This window comes from Nocardia neocaledoniensis (assembly GCF_029868625.1).
In the GTDB taxonomy this organism is placed as follows: domain Bacteria; phylum Actinomycetota; class Actinomycetes; order Mycobacteriales; family Mycobacteriaceae; genus Nocardia; species Nocardia neocaledoniensis_A.
On record NZ_JARWOJ010000087.1, the window covers coordinates 24,826 to 42,103 of the forward strand.

A 17,278-nucleotide genomic window follows, 5' to 3' on the forward strand; every position below is an offset into this window, starting at 1 on the left:
CGAAACCTACGGGTCGGTCACTTATGATGTCCGGACGCGCGCGGTTCGGAACACGACGGAGTGGACGCCGGATGAATGCTGGGATCGAGGCGGCGGGCTTCTTCGGCCTGCTCGACTGGGAGAAGACGACCGGCCTGAGCAAGTTCTGGGTCGACATGATCAGCATTCCGATCTTCAGTGCGATGGCCGGTCTGATCACCAACTGGACCGGCGTGATCATGCTGTTCGCGCCGGTGCGATTCACGGGCTTCTACGTGCCCGGACTCAAGACGATCTTCCCGCTGCTGCCACGCAAGGTGCAGATCCTGCCCACCTTCGCCCCCGGCGGCATCCTCGGCTTCCAGGGATTCATTCCGGCGCGCGCGGAGAAGATGGCCAGCCTCATGGTCGACAACGCGGTCGCCAAGATCGGCACCGCCAAGGACTTCTTCGACCAGATGGATCCGCGCAAGATCTCCGCACAGGTCGCCCACGTCGCCCTGCCGAACGTGCGGTCGATGGTGGATTCGATCATGACCACCGAACATCCGCAGCTGTGGGCCGATATGCCGCCGCGCGCACGGGAAGTCGTGTACACCCGGGTCGAATCGGAACTGCCCGCCATCACCGACCGTGCCTTCGACTTCATCGGCGCCAACATCGATCAGCTGCTGGATGTGAAGCTGATGGTCGTCGGCTACCTGCGACGCCGCCCCGAACTGCTCAAGGACGTCATCTACGGGCTGGGCGCGCCGGAGCTGCGGTTCATGACCCGCAGCGGCGTGCTCGGCTTCCCGTTCGGGGTGATCGTGGCGCTGTGGCTGTCGCTGCTGCATTACAGCACCCCGCACGGGGACACCCCGGCCATGATCACGCTGCCCGGCTGGCTCTACGACATCCTGCACTTCCTGCCCGCCTGGTTGTGGGTGCTGCTCGGCGGCGCCGTGGTCGGTGTGCTCGTCAACATCATCGCGATCAAGGTGGTCTTCGAGCCCGCGTCACCGCAGCCGCGCTACAAATACCCGTGGCGGGTCGCGAAATTCGCCAAGCGGCAACATCAGGCGGCCGCCGATCTCGGGCACGCCATCGGGTATCAGATCGTCACCCTCGACGTCGTCACCGAACAGCTGCTCGACGGGCCGAGCGGGGACAAGACCCGCGCGGTCATCGCCCACTTCCTCAAGGTGGAGATCGACCGGGTGCTCGGGCCGCTGCGCTCGGTCACCAGGCTGGCGGTGGGCCCGGCCCACTTCGACGCCATCCAGGCCACCGCGGGCGCGAGCCTGGCCACGGAGATGAAGCCGTGGCTGGTCGAGGACGTCGAGTTCTCCCAGACCACCGCGGCCAGCGTCGACCGGCTCGCCACCGAGAAGCTGCGCGAACTGCCGCCGGACGAATTCGTCGAAATGCTGTACACCGCTATCGAACAGGACGCCTGGCTGCTCTACCTGCACGGCGGGGTCCTCGGTGTGCTCGTCGGCGCCCTGCACCTGCTGGTCTTCGGAGTGTGACCATGGACGAGCGCGACAACCTCCCCGCCCCCGAGCCCGAGCCCGGAATCCCCACGGACCTGGCCGGATTGGCGCGCATCGCCGGACTGTCGCTGCGCCACATCGTCGGCGCCGTCACCCGCGGTGCCCTGCACACCGCCACCGACCTGGCCGACGACATCCGCGCCGGCGAGCCGATCTCCCAGATCATCGACGAGCGAGTCGAGTCGCTGCGCAAGATCGCGCTCGCCGCGCTCGGCCTGACGAGCACCGCCTCGGGGGTGTACGGATCGGGCGAGAACTCCGTGGGCGCCGAGGATCTCAAGGCGATGGGCGACGCGATGATCACCGAGGGCTGGGACTCGGCCCAGCAGCCACGCGATCTGCACCCCTCGTTCGTGCCGATCCTGCACGACCTGACCCCCGACGAGGCCCGCATCCTGCGGTTCCTCGCCGTCGCCGGGCCGCAACCGGCCATCGACATCCGCACCAAGACACCGTTCGGGATCGGATCGCAACGATTGGCCGACGGCATCAACATGATCGCCTACATGGCCGGCTGCGCGCTGCCCGAACGCGATCACCACTACCTCGGCAACCTCTCCAGGCTGGGACTGGTGCGCTTCTCCACCGAGCCGGTCGCCGATTTCCGCCGCTACGCGTTCCTGGAGGCCCAGCCCAGCGCGCAGGCCGCCTACAAGTCGGTGAACATGCGCGCCATCAGCTCCTACCGCAGCATCTATCTGTCGGTGTTCGGAAAGCAGTTCTGCGACGCGTGTTTCGTGCTCGGCGACTACACCGGGGGCGGTTGGGCCAGCGACGATCGGGGTGACGTCTATCTGGGCAAGGGCCCCCGGCTGCCGTGAGCGTCAGTCCTTGCCGCGCAGCGCGGCCAGCACGCCGTCGAACATCACCGACTTGATCGCGGTCATCGTCGGCTGGTCCTTGCCGCCGTGGGGCGCGACCATCGCCAGGGCCGCGTCGAGTACCTCGGCTTCGGCGACGGCGGCGTCGACCAGTTCGTAGGCGGCCGCGTCGGTGCCGCCGAAGCGGCGTCCGGTGGTCATGGCCGCGATCGCGGTGCGGGGCGGGACCTTGGCCTGGATCAGCGCCGCCATCCCGTTGGTGAACGGGATGCGGATGTCGGCCTCGGGGAAACAGAAGAACCCGCGATCGGCCCGCATCACCCGGTAGTCGTGGGCGATCGCGAGCATCGCGCCCGCCCCGAAGGCGTGGCCGCCGATCGCGGCGGCGGTCGGCATCGGCAGGGTGAGCATCCGGCCGAAGAGCCGGTGCACCGATTCGACGTACTCGGCGGCCCGATCGCCGTTGGCGGACAACCAGTCCAGGTCGAGACCGTTGGAGTAGATCTTGCCGGTCGCGGTGGTCACCAGCGCCGCGGCGCCCTCGGCGACGGCGGTGTCGAGGTGGGCGTGCACCTCGGCCATGAAGTCGGGGGAGAAGCGGTTCTCGCCGTCACCGAGGTCGAGGATCGCGATCGCGTCGTGGTGGCGCAGGGTGGGCATGGTGGATTTCCTTTCGGGCGGCCGAGTTCTCAGCGGGGGCCGAGTTCGAGGACGGCACGGGCGGCGGCCCGCAGCTGCGCGCGGGCCAGGGGGTCGGTGAGCCGGTCGCGGCGCAGCAGCACCGCGGTCGGCAGGTCGACCAGGCAGGTGGTCACGGTGGCGACGCCGCGCCGGTCCGCGCGGCCCCAGAGGGCGCGTGCGAGCCGGGTCAGCGCGCTCAGCAACGCCTTCTCCGTGGCGGCGATGTCGTGGGCGAGGTCGGGCGGCAAAGCGCCCGCGAGCAGTTCGGCGCGGTCGACGAGCAGCAGCAGCCGCGCGGAGTCGGGGTGCGTGTCGGCCAGGCGCCCCGGCGTCTCGGCGGCGTCGACGACCGCGGCGATGCGGGCGGCCCGGTCGGCGGCGGCCACGGCACGCTCGACATCGAGGGCTTGCAGCGCGAGGAACCGGCGCGCCGCGCGTAACCAGGTGCGCGCCAGCACTTCCTGTCGCGATCCGAAGCTGTGGTACAGCGCGCCGTTGGACACCCCGGTCGCGGCGGCGACGGCGCGCACGGTCACGGCGGCCGGACCCGACCGCGCGGCGATGCGCTCGGCGGCGTCGAGGACGGTCTCCGGGTCGTGGGTGCGGGGTCTCGGCATGAACAATAGTTTACAGAGCGTCTGCTCTGTTATTCCATTCGGGAGGTCATGTCGGCAGGTAGGGCACCGATTATGTTCCGTCCCTTGGGATTTCGATCTCGCCGTCACGGATTCGGGCACAGAGTAGTCTTCGTTATGCTCGCGCGAGCCCTCGTTGTGATCGGGTACTGTTCGCATTCTTCGGTCCTGTCCGCACGAACAGATCGGCATCGCGATGTCCCGAGTGGTCACCAAGGAGCAGTACTACGACGCCGCCGTCACGGTGCTCGCCGAGTTCGGCTTCAAAGGTCTCAACATCGGAGTGCTGTGCCGTCGCCTCGGGGTCACCAGCGGCTCGTTCTATCACCACTTCGGTTCGTGGCAGGGATTCGTCGACACCCTGCTCGAACACTGGGAGAACCGGCAGATGCTCGAGCTACGCGCCCTCGACGTCGGCCACGGCGACCCCGACGCCGACGTGCGCGCCATGTCGGCACTGGCCAGCGGCCTCGAACACGGCGCCGAAGCCGCCCTGCGCGCCTGGGCCGCCAACGACGAATCGGTCCACGTGACGGTCAAGCGGGTCGACGAATCCCGCCGCCGCACCGTGCACCGTGTCATCGACGGTGTCGTCGGCGACGCCGACACCTCCAGCGTCGTCACCGAACTCGGGATAGCCATGCTGATCGGCTACCAGCAGCTCGCTGCCACCGGCGAACCGACCGAACTGGACCGGCTGCTCGCCGAATACGCCCGGCTGATCTACTCACACCGCCGTCAGCCGAGCAACTCGTCCACGTAGCACCAGCGCCACACCTCGCCCGGTTCGACACTGCGCATCACCGGATGCGCCGTCGCCGCGAAGTGACCGGTCGCGTGATTGCCCAGTGAGGACTCACAGCAGGCGATGTTCCCGCACGCGACACACATCCGCAGGTGCACCCACGTCAGCCCCTCCTCGACACACGCGCGGCATTCGAGCGCGCCGGCCGGTTCACGCAGCAGCGGAGCGTGTTCCAGATGCGCGCAGCCGTCGGCCGCGGCGGCGCCGGCCAGCGGTTCGATCCGCGGTTCGTCGTCGCGCTCGTCGAACCGATCGATCATCGACTCCTCGAGGTCCAGCCGGGCCAGCACGTGCTGGAGCACCTCGTAGTCGACCGAGCCCGCGTCGCGCACCCGCAGCACCGCGTCGCGTTCGGCGCCGAGCATGGCCAGCCGCAGCCGCCGGTACTCCGCGGTGGGGGTCACCTGTTCGGCCTCGGGGCGGCCCAGCCGTTCCCAGGCGGCGTTGGTGCGCCAGATCAGCCGCTGCCGCAGCGATTCGATCACCGGTTCCGGAGTGTCCGGGCCGATCCGCTTGTCCAGCTCGGCCAGGCCTGCGGCCGAGGCCTGTTGCAGCAGATCGGCTTTCGCGAGCGCGTCCTCGGCGCGGCTGGGACCACGCAACCGCAGCAACCGCACCAGCCACGGCAGCGACGTCCCCTGCACCAGCAGGGTGCCACCGACCACGACCAGCGCCAGCAACTCCAGCACCGGCAGGTGCGGGGTGGAAGCGGGCAGCAACAACACCGCGGCCAGGGTCACCACACCGCGCATGCCCGCCCACGACACCACCGCGGCATGGCTCCACGGTTCACTGCCGCGCCCGAACAACCTCGCCACCACGACCGGAGTGAAGACCCAGACGGGGCGGGCCAGCATCACCGCCGCCAGCACCGCCGCCGCGGCGACCAGCAGAGTCGTACGGTCGAGACCGCTGTGCCAGGCACCCTCCACGATCCAGCGCACCTGCAAGCCGATCACCAGGAACACCGCGCTCTCGAGAATGAACTGGATGGTGCGCCAGTTCGTCGTCTCGGCGACCCGCGAGGCCGCGCCCTGCCAGCGCTGCGCACCGTGGCCCAGGATCATCCCGCACACCACCACCGCGATCACCCCGGACGCGTGGAAGTGCTCGGCGGGCAGATACGCCACGAACGGCGCGAGCAGCGACGCCGAGGTGTCGAGCACCGGATCGCTGATGCGCTTGCGCACCAGCACCAGCGCGGCCGCCACGGCGGCACCGATCACCGCACCACCGACCGCGGCGAGCAGGAAGTCACCGCCGATCTGCACCACCGTCACCGCGCCCGCCATCGCCGCGATCGCACTGCGCAGCGACACCAGCGCCGTCGCGTCGTTGAACAGCGACTCGTCCTCGAGCACCGTGACGATACTGCGCGGCATCCCGGTGCGCCGCGCGATCGCCGTGGCCGCCACCGCGTCCGGGGGAGCGACCACCGCGCCCAGCGCCACCGCCGCCGCGAACGGGATCGGCAACAGCCACCACGCCACCACCGCCACCGCGAACGTGGTGAACAGCACCAACCCCACCGAGAGCGAGGCGATCGTGCGCAGGTTGTCCTTGAAGTCCACCAGCGAAGTGCGCAACGCCGCGGTGTAGAGCAGCGGCGGCAGCAGGCCGAGCAGCACCACCTCCGGCTCGAGGTGCACCTGCGGCACCATCGGCAGATAGGACGCGGCCACCCCCGCCAGAGTCAGCACCAGAGGTTCCGACACCCCGAATCGCCGGGCCAGCGCCGCCAGCGCGGTCGCCGAACCGATCAGGACCACCAAGCCGATCGCCACATGCACGACCAGCATTCTTCCACCGGGACTACTTCGGCAACGGCACCGAGGCGAACCGCGCCACCAGCGACCACAGATACACCCCGAGGCCGGCGCCGATGCCCAACCCCACGCACACCGCGCCCGCCTGCACGAAATAGCTCACGCCCGCGACCTCGTACACCGCCAGGATCAACCCCTGGCACACGATCAGACCCGGCAGCAACGCCCCGGTGATGCCGACCAGCGCCAGCGCCGACATCGGCAACCGCAACGCCTCCGACACCGAGGACGCCACGAACCCCAGCACCACCGCCGCCAGCGGACCCGCCCACGCGCCGGGCAGATGCGCGGCATGGATGAGGGTCTGGTTCACCGCGGCGGTCAGCAACCCGGCGACGGCCGCGGGCACCAGCAGCGCGGGCCCGCCCACATTGAACAGGGCGTTGCCCACCGCGCCGAGCACGGCGAACACGATGCCGAGCCAGATCGGCAGCACCGGCAGCGTGGGATCGGCCGCCACACCCAGATCGAAGCGCCACGCCAGCGACAGGATCAGCACCCCGCCCAGCGCGATTCCGGCGATGATCGAAGCCGCGCTCACCGCTCTCGCCAGCGCGGTGAGACTGTCGGCACTGATGAGATCGATCGCGGTCGAGATCAGTTGGGGCAGTGGGGCGATCAGCACCCAGGTGGTGGCGACGACGGTGGCCGCCTGCGCGACCGTCAGCCAGCCGAGCAGATGGAACGCGCCGCCGAAGAATCCGGCCAGCGCCGCCTGCACCGCCACCGCGAACAGTTTGGGCACCCGCGCCGCGCCGAAGCCGCGCGCGCTCAGGTTCACCACCAGCTGGCTCAGTGCCGCCAGCACACCGGCCAGCGGCTTGCCGCCGATCTGCACGCAGATGCAGAATGCCAGCACCATGCCACCGGCCTGGACCGACCACCACGGAAACGGCGGTGGGCCGACATCGGCCGAATCCAGTCGCGCGCAGGCCGAATCCGGGTCCAGCCGCCGCACCACCACCTCTCGCGCGACATCTTTGAGCCTGCGCATCCGGTCGCAGTCGAAACTGTCCAGCGCCGCCGCCTCGCCGAGCCGGGAGGTGGACCCGCCGCTCCCGTCGGCGCACTCCACGAGCACCACCCGCCCGATCCCGACCACGCGCACGTCGTCGAGTCCGAGCGCGCCCGCGCACGGCAGCACCATCAGCTCCATCGCCTCGGTCGCGTACCCGGATTCGAGCATCGAGGCGCCGAGCCTGGTCAGGAAGCGCAGCGCCGCCTCGACCCGGTGATGATCGATCGCGGGGGTCGCCATCTCGACAATCTACTGTCGGCATGCGGCCGCCCGGCCCGCACACGCCGGACTCAGCCCACGTGCTCGGCCCCGCCGAGATGGGCGACCTCGCCCCACACCCGCAAACCCAGTCGCGCACCCTCGCGGCGCCACTGCGACACCGACGCGTTCGGTACCGGCTCGAGTGAATCCGGTACCGCCGCACCCATTCCCGCCAGGATGTAGCGCATCGACGCCACGACCGCGTCGTGGGTGACCACCAGGACCTGTTCGCCGGCTGCCACCACATCCAGCTCGTCGAGGAAACCGCGCACCCGCACCGCCACATCGGCCAGCGACTCCCCGCCGGGCGGGCGATACACCCAGTTGCCGACCCGTTCCCGGCGCATCGCCTCCTCCGGGGCGCGGCGCCGGATCGCCTTGTAGGGATGTAGTTCGAACACCCCCATCTCGCGATCCCGCAGCCGCTCGTCGACCAGGGTGCGAATCGGGCGCAGGTGCCGATTGCGGGTCGCGGCGGCCTCGGCCATCACCGCCCACGTGAGCCGCGTCCGCAGATACGGCGAGCACACCACCAACGTCGGCGTCTGCGCGCTCGCCAGCCCGGCCAGCCATTCGCCCAAGCACCGGGCCTGCCATTGCCCGTACTCGGTGAGGTCCACCTCCGCGTCGGTGCCACGCATCGGACGCTGCTCGGTCGCCGGATCCGCGTACCAGGCGTTGGCCACGCTCTGGGCGTGCCGCACCGCCCACAGACCCCCGAGCGCGCGCGGCACCGCCAGTCCCTCCGTCACCGGCACCCACCCCCTTCGCTGCTCCATCGCCACCCGGACCCCCTCCGTGCTCGTCCCGTCGTGCTCGGACGCGCCAGGGAATAGCGGCGTCACTGCTGATGTTCGTCAGAGATGTTCGGCGGACCGCCGCCGAGAGGAGGCCCGCTTGAGCACCAGAGTAGAGATCTGGACCGACATCAACTGCCCGTTCTGCTACCTCGGCAAAGCCCGATTCGAGGCGGCACTGGCCGAATTCGTGCACCGCGACGACGTCGACGTCGTGCACCGCTCCTTCGAACTCGACCCCACCCTGCCCGCCGACGAGACCGGCCCCGTCATCCCGCGCATCGCCGCCAAGTACGGCATCCCCGTCGAGCAGGCCGCCGCCAACGAGCGCGCCATCGCCGCCCAGGCCGCCGAACTCGGCCTGCCGTACCAGAGCAGCGGCCGCGACTACGGCAACAGCTTCGACATGCACCGGCTCCTGCACTTCGCCCTCGACCAGGGCAAACAGGACGTGCTGCTCGACGCGCTCTACGCGGGCAACTTCGCCGACCCCGAACCCGTCTTCGGTGACCGGGAACGACTGGTCGCCCTCGCGGTCCGCGCCGGACTCGACGAGACCGAGGTCAGAGACGTCCTCGCCGACCCCGACGCCTACGCCGCCGCGGTGCGCCAGGACGAACGCGAGGCCGATCAGCTCGGCGTGACCGGTGTGCCGTTCTTCGTGTTCGACAACAAGTACGCCGTCTCCGGCGCCCAGCCCACCGAAGTGTTCACCCAGGCGCTGACCACCGCGTGGAACGACCGCCCCGCACCGCTGGTGCAGGTATCCGCCGGCGACGCACCCGCCTGCGGCCCCGACGGCTGCGCGAGCTGAGCCCTACAGGTCGATGACGACCTTGATGTCGGCGTGATCACCCGGATCGAACGCTTCGAGCGCCCGCTCCAACGGCAACCGCCGGGTGATCAGCCGGCCCAGCCACGCCGCGTCGGCCTTGGCCAGCGCCTGCGCGGCCAGCTCGTAGTGGTGCCGGTTGGCGTTGACCGACCCGAACACCAGCGCGTTGTCCAGCACGATATTGCGGTTGAGCGCGCCCACATCCACCGGCGCGTCGGTGCCCGGTGTCGAGACACCGGTCAGGCAGACGATCACGCCCGGATTGTTGATCTCGGCCGCGCTCAGCGCGACCGCGGGCGCGCCGGTCGCCTCGATCACCACGTCCGGATCGATCCGTTCGGCCAGCTCCGAGGCCGAACCCGTGTGGAAGGTGGCGCCGAGATCGGCGACCAGACCCGGCTTCGGTCCCTCCGTCGTCCGGTCGAGCACGTGCACATCCAGGCCACGCTGCACACCCAGTAATGCCGCGAGCAGCCCGATCGGGCCGGCTCCGGTGACCATCGCGGTCTTGGGCTCGAACCAGGCGCGCTGGTTGATCCGCTCGATCTGGTCCCAGGCCTTGGCCACCACTGTCGTCGGCTCCATCAGCACGCCGACCTGTTCGAGCGCGGGATCCAGCTTCACCGCGTAGTCGACCGGCACCACCCAGCTCGTCGAGCCGAACCCGTCGATCTGCTTGATCCCGCGCTCGACGTACTGCCCGTTGCGGCACATGTCGAACTCGCCGCGCGCACACGCGCCACACGGCACCGGATCCGGCCTGCGCACGATGCCGACCACGAGATCGCCCGCGGTGAAACCACTTCCGGCGGGCGCCGTGCGTACCCGCCCCAGCGATTCGTGTCCGAGGACCAGCCGCTCGCGGCCCGGCGGTGCCCACCCGTAGCTGCCCTCGGCGATCTCGCGGTCGGTGCCGCAGATGCCCAGCGCCACTCCGTCGACGAGCAATTCGTCCGGCCCTGGCTCCGGATCCGGTACCTCCGCGATGCTCAACGAGCCCGCCCGATTCGGAATCACGGTCAATGCACGCATGTCGGCAACCCTTCCGCCACCTCGGCGACGCTGTCGGAACCTGCACGAATACCTGCGACAACGCTACGGGAACCCCGCCCGGTCACGCAGTATCGACAAGATCGCGAATAGCTTGCGATGTGCCGGCGAATGCTGCCACGATCGAGGAAGCCGCCGACAGCTGCTCGACCACGACGTGGGAGGTAACAGTGCAGGCCGTCCAATATCGCACCCCGGGCTCAGCCCCCGAAGTCGTCACCGTGCCCGACCCCGAACCAGGCCCCGGCCAGGTCCTGCTGAAGGTCGCCGCCGCCGGTGTCTGCCACTCCGACATCGCCGTGATGGGCATGCCCGCCGACCAGCTCGGCTTCCCGCTCCCACTGACCCTGGGCCACGAAGGCGCCGGCACCGTCGCCGCGCTCGGCGCCGGCGTGGAAGGCATCGAACTCGGCGCCATGATGGCCGTCTACGGGCCGTGGGGGTGCGGCCGCTGCCGCATGTGCGCCAACGGCATCGAGAACTACTGCCTGCGCGCGAAGGAACTCGGGATCTTCCCACCCGGACTCGGCGCACCCGGCGCCATGGCCGAATACCTGATCGTCGACGATGCCCGCCACCTCGTGCCGCTCGGTGACCTCGACCCCGTGCAGAACGTCTCGCTCACCGACGCGGGCCTCACGCCCTATCACGCGATCAGCCTGTCGCTGCCCAAACTGGTCCCCGGCAGCACCTGCGTCGTCATCGGCGCGGGCGGGCTCGGCCATGTCGCCATCCAGCTGCTGCGCGCCATGACCGCGACCAGGATCATCGCCCTCGATCTGTCCGAGGAGCGGCTCGAGCTGGCCCGAGAGGTCGGCGCCCACGACACCGTCCTCTCCGACGCCGACGCGGCCGAGCGCATCCGCGCCCTCACCGACGGCGACGGCGCGCAGGTGATCCTCGACTTCGTCGGCGCCCCACCCACCACCGCCACCGCGGCGGCCGCCGCGGGCGTGGCCGCCGACATCACCGTCGTCGGGCTCGGCGGCGGCACGGTCGAGGTCGGGTTCGGCAGCCTGCCGTACGAGACCACCGTGTGTTCGCCGTACTGGGGAACCCGCTCCGAACTCATCGAGGTCCTCGACATCGCGCGCCAGGGCGAGGTATCGGTGCACGTGGAGACCTTCACACTCGACGAAGCGCCACTGGCCTACGAACGTCTGCACGCCGGAAAGATCACCGGCCGCGCCGTCATCGTTCCCGGCAGCTGAACCGTCACGCTACGGTGGACACCGATCGACCGTCGGCTGCTGGAGGCGTCTTGCGCATCATCGTCCCGATCCTGCTCGTGCTCGCCGCCTTCCTCGGCGCCACCGCACCCGCTTCGAGCGCACCGGCCCTCGACGACGTCACCAGCCGCAAGATCGACGAACTGCTGGCCGTCCGCGCCGAAGCAGGCGGCATCGACCGCGGCGAGCTGCTCGCCCGGCTCGGCGCGCGCCTGCTCGACACCCCCTACGGCGCGAACATGCTCGTCGGGTCCGCCACCCAACCCGAACAACTCGTCATCGACCTGCGCCGCGTCGACTGCTTCACCTACCTCGACTACCTCGAGGCCGCCTCCCGCTCCGGCGACCGCGACCAGTTCGTCGCCAACCTGCTCGCCACCCGCTACGTCGACAGCCGCGTGGAATTCGCCCAGCGCAAGCACTTCTTCACCGACTGGGCCGCCACCGGCCGCCGCGCCGCCACCGACATCACCGCGACCCTGAGCCCCGCCGCGGTCACCACCACCAAGCACCTCAACGCCAAGGCCGACGGCGGCACCTACCTGCCCGGCATCCCCGTCGGGGGGGGCCGCCCCCCCCCCCCCCCACACCCGCCCCGGCCCCCGCGCGGGGGGGGGCCGCCCCGCCCCCCCCCCCGCCCCCCCCCCCCGGGCCCCCCCCCCCCCCCCCCCAAACCCCCGCGCCCGCGGGCGCCGGGGGAGTGATCGCCGGCCTGCGCACCGGCGACTTCCTCGGCGCCTATGCGCCCGACACGGGACTCGACGTCACCCACGTCGGCCTGGTCGTGCACACGCCCAGCGGGCCGGTCTTCCGCAACGCCTCCTCCCTCGCGGAATACCGCGTCGTGGACACCCCACTGGCCGACTACATCCGCACCACCCCGGGCATCGTCGTCCTGCGCCCCCTGTGAACCACGCTGCGGCACTTGACTTCAGGTCGACCTGAAGCGGCACCGTGAACGCATGACCACCTTCGACCACGCCACCAGCCTCGGCTACGACCGCCGCGCCACCCGCCTGCTCGGCAGCCTCTACCGGCGCATCGCCGCCGACATCGACACCGCGACCGCTCCCGGCGCCCGCGTCGCCGACATCGGCACCGGCCCAGGACGGCTGCTGTCGTGTCTGGCGGCCCGCCGCCCCGACCTGCGCCTGCACGGCGTCGACCTGTCCCCACACATGATCGAGATCGCCCACCGCAACCTCGCCGGGCACCCGGTCGCACTCGCCGTCGCCGACGTGGGAGACCTGCCCTACGCCGACGCCTCCGTCGACCTGGCGGTGTCCAGCCTGAGCATGCACGAATGGCCCGACCTCGACGCCGCCGCCCGCGAACTGCGCCGCGTCCTGGCACCCGGCGGCGCCCTCACCGTCTACGACTTCCGGTTCGCGCGCACCACGACCGCCCGGCGCGCACTGGCCACCCACTTCGGCACCGTGCGGACCGCCGCCGTCCGCCTGCCGTGGCATCCGCTCGCGCTCGTCACCCGCTACCATGCCGCCGCCTAGGCTCGACGAATGACGGGGACCCACACCACGATCGGCGCGGCGGCGGCCCACTTCGGACTGGGCACCCACGTTCTCCGGCACTGGGAGGACTGCGGTCTGCTCACCCCCGACCGCGACGCCGCGGGCCGCCGCCGCTACCGCGACACCGACCTGGACACCATCGCCATGATCGTCCTCGGCAAGCAGGCCGGGCTCTCCCCGGATGATCTGGCCCTGCTGTTCACGGGTGCCCCCGACCGGGTCACCCGTACCCAGGTGCTGCGCGACCACCACGCCCGCCTCGCCGCACAGCTGGTCCGCACCAGGGCCGCCCTCGACGCGGTCGCCCACGTCCTCGACTGCGACGCCGACGACTTCCGCACCTGCCCACACTTCCGCGACCGGATCGCGGCCGTCCGCCGGGACGACACGATCGCTGAGCGGTAACCGGGCTGTGCGTATCCGCGCCGTCGTGAGACGATCACGCAGGTGACCAGCACGTCGGACCGGCCCCAGCACCTCAGGGATCTCGCGCTGCTGCGTCGCGTCCGCGACCGGATCGACCGCGACTACGCACAACCCCTCGACGTCGAAGCCCTCGCCCGCGGCGTTCACCTCTCGGCAGGGCATCTGAGCAGGCAATTCCGGGCAGCCTACGGCGAATCCGTGTACTCCTACCTGATGACCCGCCGTATCGAACGCGCCATGGCGCTGCTGCGCCGCGGCGACATGAGCGTCACCGAGGTGTGTTTCGCCGTCGGTTCGTCCTCGCTGGGCACCTTCAGCACCCGCTTCACCGAACTGGTCGGCGTGCCGCCCAGCGTCTACCGGCAGCAACAGGCCGAAGCCACCGAGGGGATGCCGTCGTGCGTGGCCAAGAAGGTGACCAGACCGATCAGGAATCGAGAAGCACCGACCACCAGCGGCCATTAGCGTGGTCGTCATGAACATCACCATTCACCAGACCTACCTGCCCCACGACGACCCCGACGCCGCCCTCGCCTTCTACCGCGACGCACTCGGCTTCGAGGTCCGCAACGACGTCGGCTACAACGGCTTGCGCTGGATCACCGTCGGCCCCGCCAACCAGCCCGACACCGCCATCGTGCTGCACCCGCCCGCCGCCGACCCCGGCATCACCGACGAGGAACGCCGCGTCATCACCGAGATGATGGCCAAGGGCACCTACGCCGGGGTCAACCTCGCCACCGAGGACCTCGACGGGCTCTTCGCCAAACTGCAGGCCGGTGACATCGAGGTCGTGCAGGAACCCACCGACCAGCCCTACGGCGTGCGCGACTGCGCCTTCCGCGATCCCGCGGGCAACATGATCCGGATTCAGCAGACGAAGTAAGTCGGACACCGAGACTACGATCGACCGGCGACGCCGAACGACCTAGGAGACCCATGAGTACGGCCACGAAGACCACCACCCCGACCGTGGAACCGGCCGACAGCCACGACCTCATCCGGGTACACGGCGCCCGGGTCAACAACCTGCGCGACATCAGTGTCGAGCTCCCCAAGCGCAGGCTCACCGTGTTCACCGGCGTCTCCGGGTCCGGCAAGAGCTCGCTGGTCTTCGGCACCATCGCCGCGGAATCCCAGCGCCTGATCAACGAGACCTACAGCGCCTTCGTGCAGGGCTTCATGCCCACCCAGTCGCGCCCCGACGTCGACGTCCTCGAGGGCCTCACCACCGCCATCCTCGTCGACCAGTCCCGCCTCGGCGCCGACCCGCGCTCCACGGTCGGCACCGTCACCGACGCCAACGCGATGCTGCGCATCCTGTTCAGCCGCCTCGGTGATCCCCACATCGGCTCCTCGCAGGCGTTCTCCTTCAACGTCGCCTCGATCAGCGGTTCCGGCGCCGTCGCCGTCGAGAAGAACGGCGTCACCGTCAAGGAACGCCGCAGCTTCTCCATCACCGGCGGCATGTGCCCCACCTGCGAGGGCAAGGGCACCGTCAACGACATCGACCTCACCCAGCTCTACGACGAGAACAAGTCCCTCGACGAGGGTCCCTTCACCATCCCCGGCTACAGCATGGACGGCTGGATGGGGCGCATCTACAAGGGCAGCGGCTTCTTCGACCCGGCCAAGCCGATCAAGAAGTACACCAAGAAGCAGCTCGCCGACCTGCTCTACAAGGAACCCACCAAGATCAAGGTCGAGGGCATCAACCTCACCTACGAGGGCCTGATCCCCAAGATCCGCAAGTCCATGCTGTCCAAGGACGTCGAAGCGCTGCAGCCGCACGTGCGGGCCTTCGTCGAACGCGCCGTCACCTTCGGCACCTGTCCGGACTGCGACGGCACCCGCCTGTCCGCCGAAGCCCGCTCCTCCAAGATCGACGGCGTCAGCATCGCCGACGCCTGCGCCATGCAGATCACCGATCTCGCCGAATGGGTGAAGAGCGTCGAGGACCCGTCGGTCGCGCCGCTGCTGGAATCGCTGCGCCAGACCCTGGACTCCTTCGTCGAAATCGGCCTCGGCTACCTGTCGCTGTCGCGACCCTCGGGCACCCTGTCCGGCGGTGAAGCCCAGCGCGTCAAGATGATCCGCCACCTCGGCTCCTCGCTCACCGACGTCACCTACGTCTTCGACGAGCCCACCGCGGGCCTGCACCCGCACGACATCCAGCGCATGAACGACCTGCTGCTGCGCCTGCGCGACAAGGGCAACACGGTGCTCGTCGTCGAACACAAGCCCGAGACCATCGTCATCGCAGACCACATCGTCGACCTCGGCCCCGCCGCCGGTTCCAAGGGCGGCACCATCTGCTTCGAGGGCACCGTCGACGGACTGCGGGCCAGTGACACCGTCACCGGTCGCCACTTCGACGACCGCGCCGCCGTCAAGGAGACCGTGCGTAAGCCCAAGGGCGCGCTGAAGATCCGCGGCGCGAAGGCCAACAACCTGCGCGACGTCGACGTCGACATCCCCCTCGGCGTGCTGGTGGCGATCACCGGTGTCGCCGGCTCCGGCAAGAGCTCGCTCGTGCACGGCTCCATCCCGCTCGACGAGGGCGTCATCTCCGTCGACCAGGCCCCCATCAAGGGCTCGCGGCGCAGCAACCCCGCCACCTACACCGGCCTGCTCGACCACATCCGCAAGGCCTTCGCCAAAGCCACCGGCGCCAAGCCGGCTCTGTTCAGCGCCAACTCCGAAGGGGCGTGCCCGAACTGCAACGGCGCGGGCGTCGTCTACACCGACCTCGCCATGATGGCCGGGGTGTCGACCGTGTGCGAGGTGTGCGAGGGCAAGCGGTTCATGGCCGAGGTCCTCGACTACACCTTCGCGGGCAAGAACATCAGCGAAGTCCTGTCGATGCCCGTCGACGAGGCCCGGGAGTTCTTCGGCGCAGGGGAGGCCCGCACCCCCGCCGCGCACAAGATCCTGACCCACCTCACCGAGGTCGGCCTGGGCTATCTCACCATCGGTCAGCCGCTCACCACCCTGTCCGGCGGTGAGCGCCAGCGCCTGAAGCTGGCCACCCACATGGCCGACAAGGGCGGCGTCTACATCCTCGACGAGCCGACCACCGGCCTGCACCTCGCCGACGTCGAACAGCTGCTCGGTCTGCTCGACCGCCTCGTCGACGCGGGCAAGTCCGTCATCGTGGTCGAACACCACCAGGCCGTGATGGCCCACGCCGACTGGATCATCGACCTCGGCCCCGGCGCCGGTCACGACGGCGGTCAGATCGTCTTCGAGGGCACGCCCGCCGATCTCGTCGCGGCCCGCTCCACCCTCACCGGCGAACACCTCGCCGACTACGTGGGCGCGTGACCCCGCTGTCCCCTCCCCGGCCGATGGATCGTGGGGGAGGGGACGGGTAGTGCCCTCGATGTGACGTATCTCGCCGCCGTGACCCCTGGTTCCGGTCGCACCCACCGGCCTAGCCTGGGTTTCTCGCACGCGAAATCGCCTGCACCAGAGGGATATTCGGTACCAATCGGACATTCCGGCGCTGGACGGTGCCGCGCTGATTTCGGCGTGCCCCGAGAGCGTGACCGCGCGGGCGGCATCGACCGGCCGAGCGGGACACGCCGCCCTGGACCGAGGAGTCGCGCCGGTGTCGCATCGAACAGTCCTGAATCGCCGAGGGGCGCTGGCCGCCCTGGCCCTGCTCGCCGTCGCGGGGGGGGGGGGGGGCGCTCCCCCCCCCCCCCCCCCCCCCGGGGGCGACGCCCCCCCAGGGCCCCCCCCCAGGGGCGCCCACGCCCAGCAGGAACCGCCCAGCCGCAACCGCCCCGCCCCCTTGGCGGGGGCCCCCCGGCGGGGGCCCCGCGGCCCGAGTCGGTGATCAGATAGTG

19 protein-coding genes are annotated in these 17,278 nt (G+C 70.1%); 13 read left to right on the top strand and 6 right to left on the bottom strand.

All coding sequences use genetic code 11. From position 1 onward, the window contains the following. Positions 1–71 precede the first annotated feature (71 nt). Both QH270_RS05855 and QH270_RS05860 read left to right on the top strand, forming a co-directional pair. Positions 72–1,490: a hypothetical protein gene (locus QH270_RS05855; RefSeq protein ID WP_280339343.1), complete on the top strand. Its 1,419-nt coding sequence runs from the start codon at positions 72–74 to the stop codon at positions 1,488–1,490. 2 nt (positions 1,491–1,492) lie between these two features. Then, positions 1,493–2,335, top strand: coding sequence for an Abi-alpha family protein (locus QH270_RS05860; protein ID WP_280339344.1), 843 nt, complete (start codon positions 1,493–1,495; stop codon positions 2,333–2,335). A gap of 3 nt (positions 2,336–2,338) precedes the next feature. Here QH270_RS05860 and QH270_RS05865 read toward each other — a convergent pair whose 3' ends face one another. Together QH270_RS05865 and QH270_RS05870 are read right to left on the bottom strand one after the other, a co-directional pair. After that, positions 2,339–2,995 carry an enoyl-CoA hydratase-related protein gene (locus QH270_RS05865; RefSeq protein ID WP_280339346.1) on the bottom strand — a complete coding sequence of 219 codons (657 nt, stop codon included), beginning with the start codon at positions 2,993–2,995 and terminating at the stop codon, positions 2,339–2,341. Between the two features lie 29 nt (positions 2,996–3,024). Continuing rightward, complete coding sequence (locus QH270_RS05870) at positions 3,025–3,633, bottom strand: TetR family transcriptional regulator (protein ID WP_280339347.1); 609 nt, start codon at positions 3,631–3,633, stop codon at positions 3,025–3,027. A gap of 214 nt (positions 3,634–3,847) precedes the next feature. On the opposite strand from QH270_RS05870, the gene QH270_RS05875 reads away from it, so the two are divergent. Continuing rightward, positions 3,848–4,414, top strand: a complete 567-nt coding sequence (locus QH270_RS05875) for a TetR/AcrR family transcriptional regulator (RefSeq protein ID WP_280339348.1) — start codon at positions 3,848–3,850, stop codon at positions 4,412–4,414. On the opposite strand, the gene QH270_RS05880 is transcribed toward QH270_RS05875, so the two are convergent. The 3 genes from QH270_RS05880 to QH270_RS05890 are packed head-to-tail and all read right to left on the bottom strand — an operon-like array spanning position 4,390 to position 8,313. Further along, entirely contained in the window at positions 4,390–6,255 is a 1,866-nt protein-coding gene (locus tag QH270_RS05880) for a Na+/H+ antiporter (RefSeq protein ID WP_280339349.1), read from the bottom strand. The two genes, QH270_RS05875 and QH270_RS05880, sit on opposite strands and share 25 nt — an antisense overlap. A 13-nt stretch (positions 6,256–6,268) precedes the next feature. Further along, the gene (locus QH270_RS05885; protein WP_280339350.1) at positions 6,269–7,540 is read right to left on the bottom strand and encodes a threonine/serine exporter family protein; all 1,272 of its coding nucleotides are present in this window, start codon (positions 7,538–7,540) and stop codon (positions 6,269–6,271) included. 50 nt (positions 7,541–7,590) lie between these two features. Then, complete coding sequence (locus QH270_RS05890) at positions 7,591–8,313, bottom strand: histidine phosphatase family protein (protein ID WP_280339351.1); 723 nt, start codon at positions 8,311–8,313, stop codon at positions 7,591–7,593. A gap of 145 nt (positions 8,314–8,458) precedes the next feature. On the opposite strand from QH270_RS05890, the gene QH270_RS05895 reads away from it, so the two are divergent. Then, positions 8,459–9,172 (top strand): DsbA family oxidoreductase, encoded by a 714-nt coding sequence (locus QH270_RS05895; protein ID WP_280339353.1) that lies wholly within the window; start codon positions 8,459–8,461, stop codon positions 9,170–9,172. Positions 9,173–9,175: 3 nt separating this feature from the next. Here QH270_RS05895 and QH270_RS05900 read toward each other — a convergent pair whose 3' ends face one another. Further along, positions 9,176–10,225 (bottom strand): glucose 1-dehydrogenase, encoded by a 1,050-nt coding sequence (locus QH270_RS05900; RefSeq protein WP_280339355.1) that lies wholly within the window; start codon positions 10,223–10,225, stop codon positions 9,176–9,178. A 188-nt stretch (positions 10,226–10,413) separates the two neighbouring features. On the opposite strand from QH270_RS05900, the gene QH270_RS05905 reads away from it, so the two are divergent. The 9 genes from QH270_RS05905 to QH270_RS34625 all read left to right on the top strand — a co-directional run bounded on the left by QH270_RS05905 (position 10,414) and on the right by QH270_RS34625 (position 17,268). Then, a complete protein-coding gene (locus QH270_RS05905) occupies positions 10,414–11,454 on the top strand; it encodes an NAD(P)-dependent alcohol dehydrogenase (protein ID WP_280339371.1) in 1,041 nt (346 codons plus the stop codon). 50 nt (positions 11,455–11,504) lie between these two features. After that, a complete protein-coding gene (locus QH270_RS05910) occupies positions 11,505–12,176 on the top strand; it encodes an N-acetylmuramoyl-L-alanine amidase-like domain-containing protein (RefSeq protein WP_432420299.1) in 672 nt (223 codons plus the stop codon). Further along, on the top strand, positions 12,173–12,382 hold the full coding sequence (locus QH270_RS34620) for an N-acetylmuramoyl-L-alanine amidase-like domain-containing protein (RefSeq protein WP_432420300.1): 210 nt from the start codon (positions 12,173–12,175) through the stop codon (positions 12,380–12,382). Before QH270_RS05910 ends, QH270_RS34620 begins: the two co-directional genes overlap by 4 nt. 52 nt (positions 12,383–12,434) lie before the next feature. Next, positions 12,435–12,980 carry a class I SAM-dependent methyltransferase gene (locus tag QH270_RS05915; RefSeq protein ID WP_280339357.1) on the top strand — a complete coding sequence of 182 codons (546 nt, stop codon included), beginning with the start codon at positions 12,435–12,437 and terminating at the stop codon, positions 12,978–12,980. Between the two features lie 9 nt (positions 12,981–12,989). Then, positions 12,990–13,406 carry a MerR family transcriptional regulator gene (locus QH270_RS05920; protein WP_280339359.1) on the top strand — a complete coding sequence of 139 codons (417 nt, stop codon included), beginning with the start codon at positions 12,990–12,992 and terminating at the stop codon, positions 13,404–13,406. A 42-nt stretch (positions 13,407–13,448) separates the two neighbouring features. Then, positions 13,449–13,892 carry a helix-turn-helix transcriptional regulator gene (locus QH270_RS05925; protein ID WP_280339361.1) on the top strand — a complete coding sequence of 148 codons (444 nt, stop codon included), beginning with the start codon at positions 13,449–13,451 and terminating at the stop codon, positions 13,890–13,892. Between the two features lie 10 nt (positions 13,893–13,902). After that, a complete protein-coding gene (locus tag QH270_RS05930; protein WP_280339363.1) occupies positions 13,903–14,313 on the top strand; it encodes a VOC family protein in 411 nt (136 codons plus the stop codon). 53 nt (positions 14,314–14,366) lie between these two features. Further along, the gene (locus tag QH270_RS05935) at positions 14,367–16,751 is read left to right on the top strand and encodes an excinuclease ABC subunit UvrA (protein ID WP_280339365.1); all 2,385 of its coding nucleotides are present in this window, start codon (positions 14,367–14,369) and stop codon (positions 16,749–16,751) included. A 286-nt stretch (positions 16,752–17,037) separates the two neighbouring features. Beyond that, a complete protein-coding gene (locus QH270_RS34625) occupies positions 17,038–17,268 on the top strand; it encodes a twin-arginine translocation signal domain-containing protein (protein WP_432420301.1) in 231 nt (76 codons plus the stop codon). Positions 17,269–17,278 lie beyond the last annotated feature (10 nt).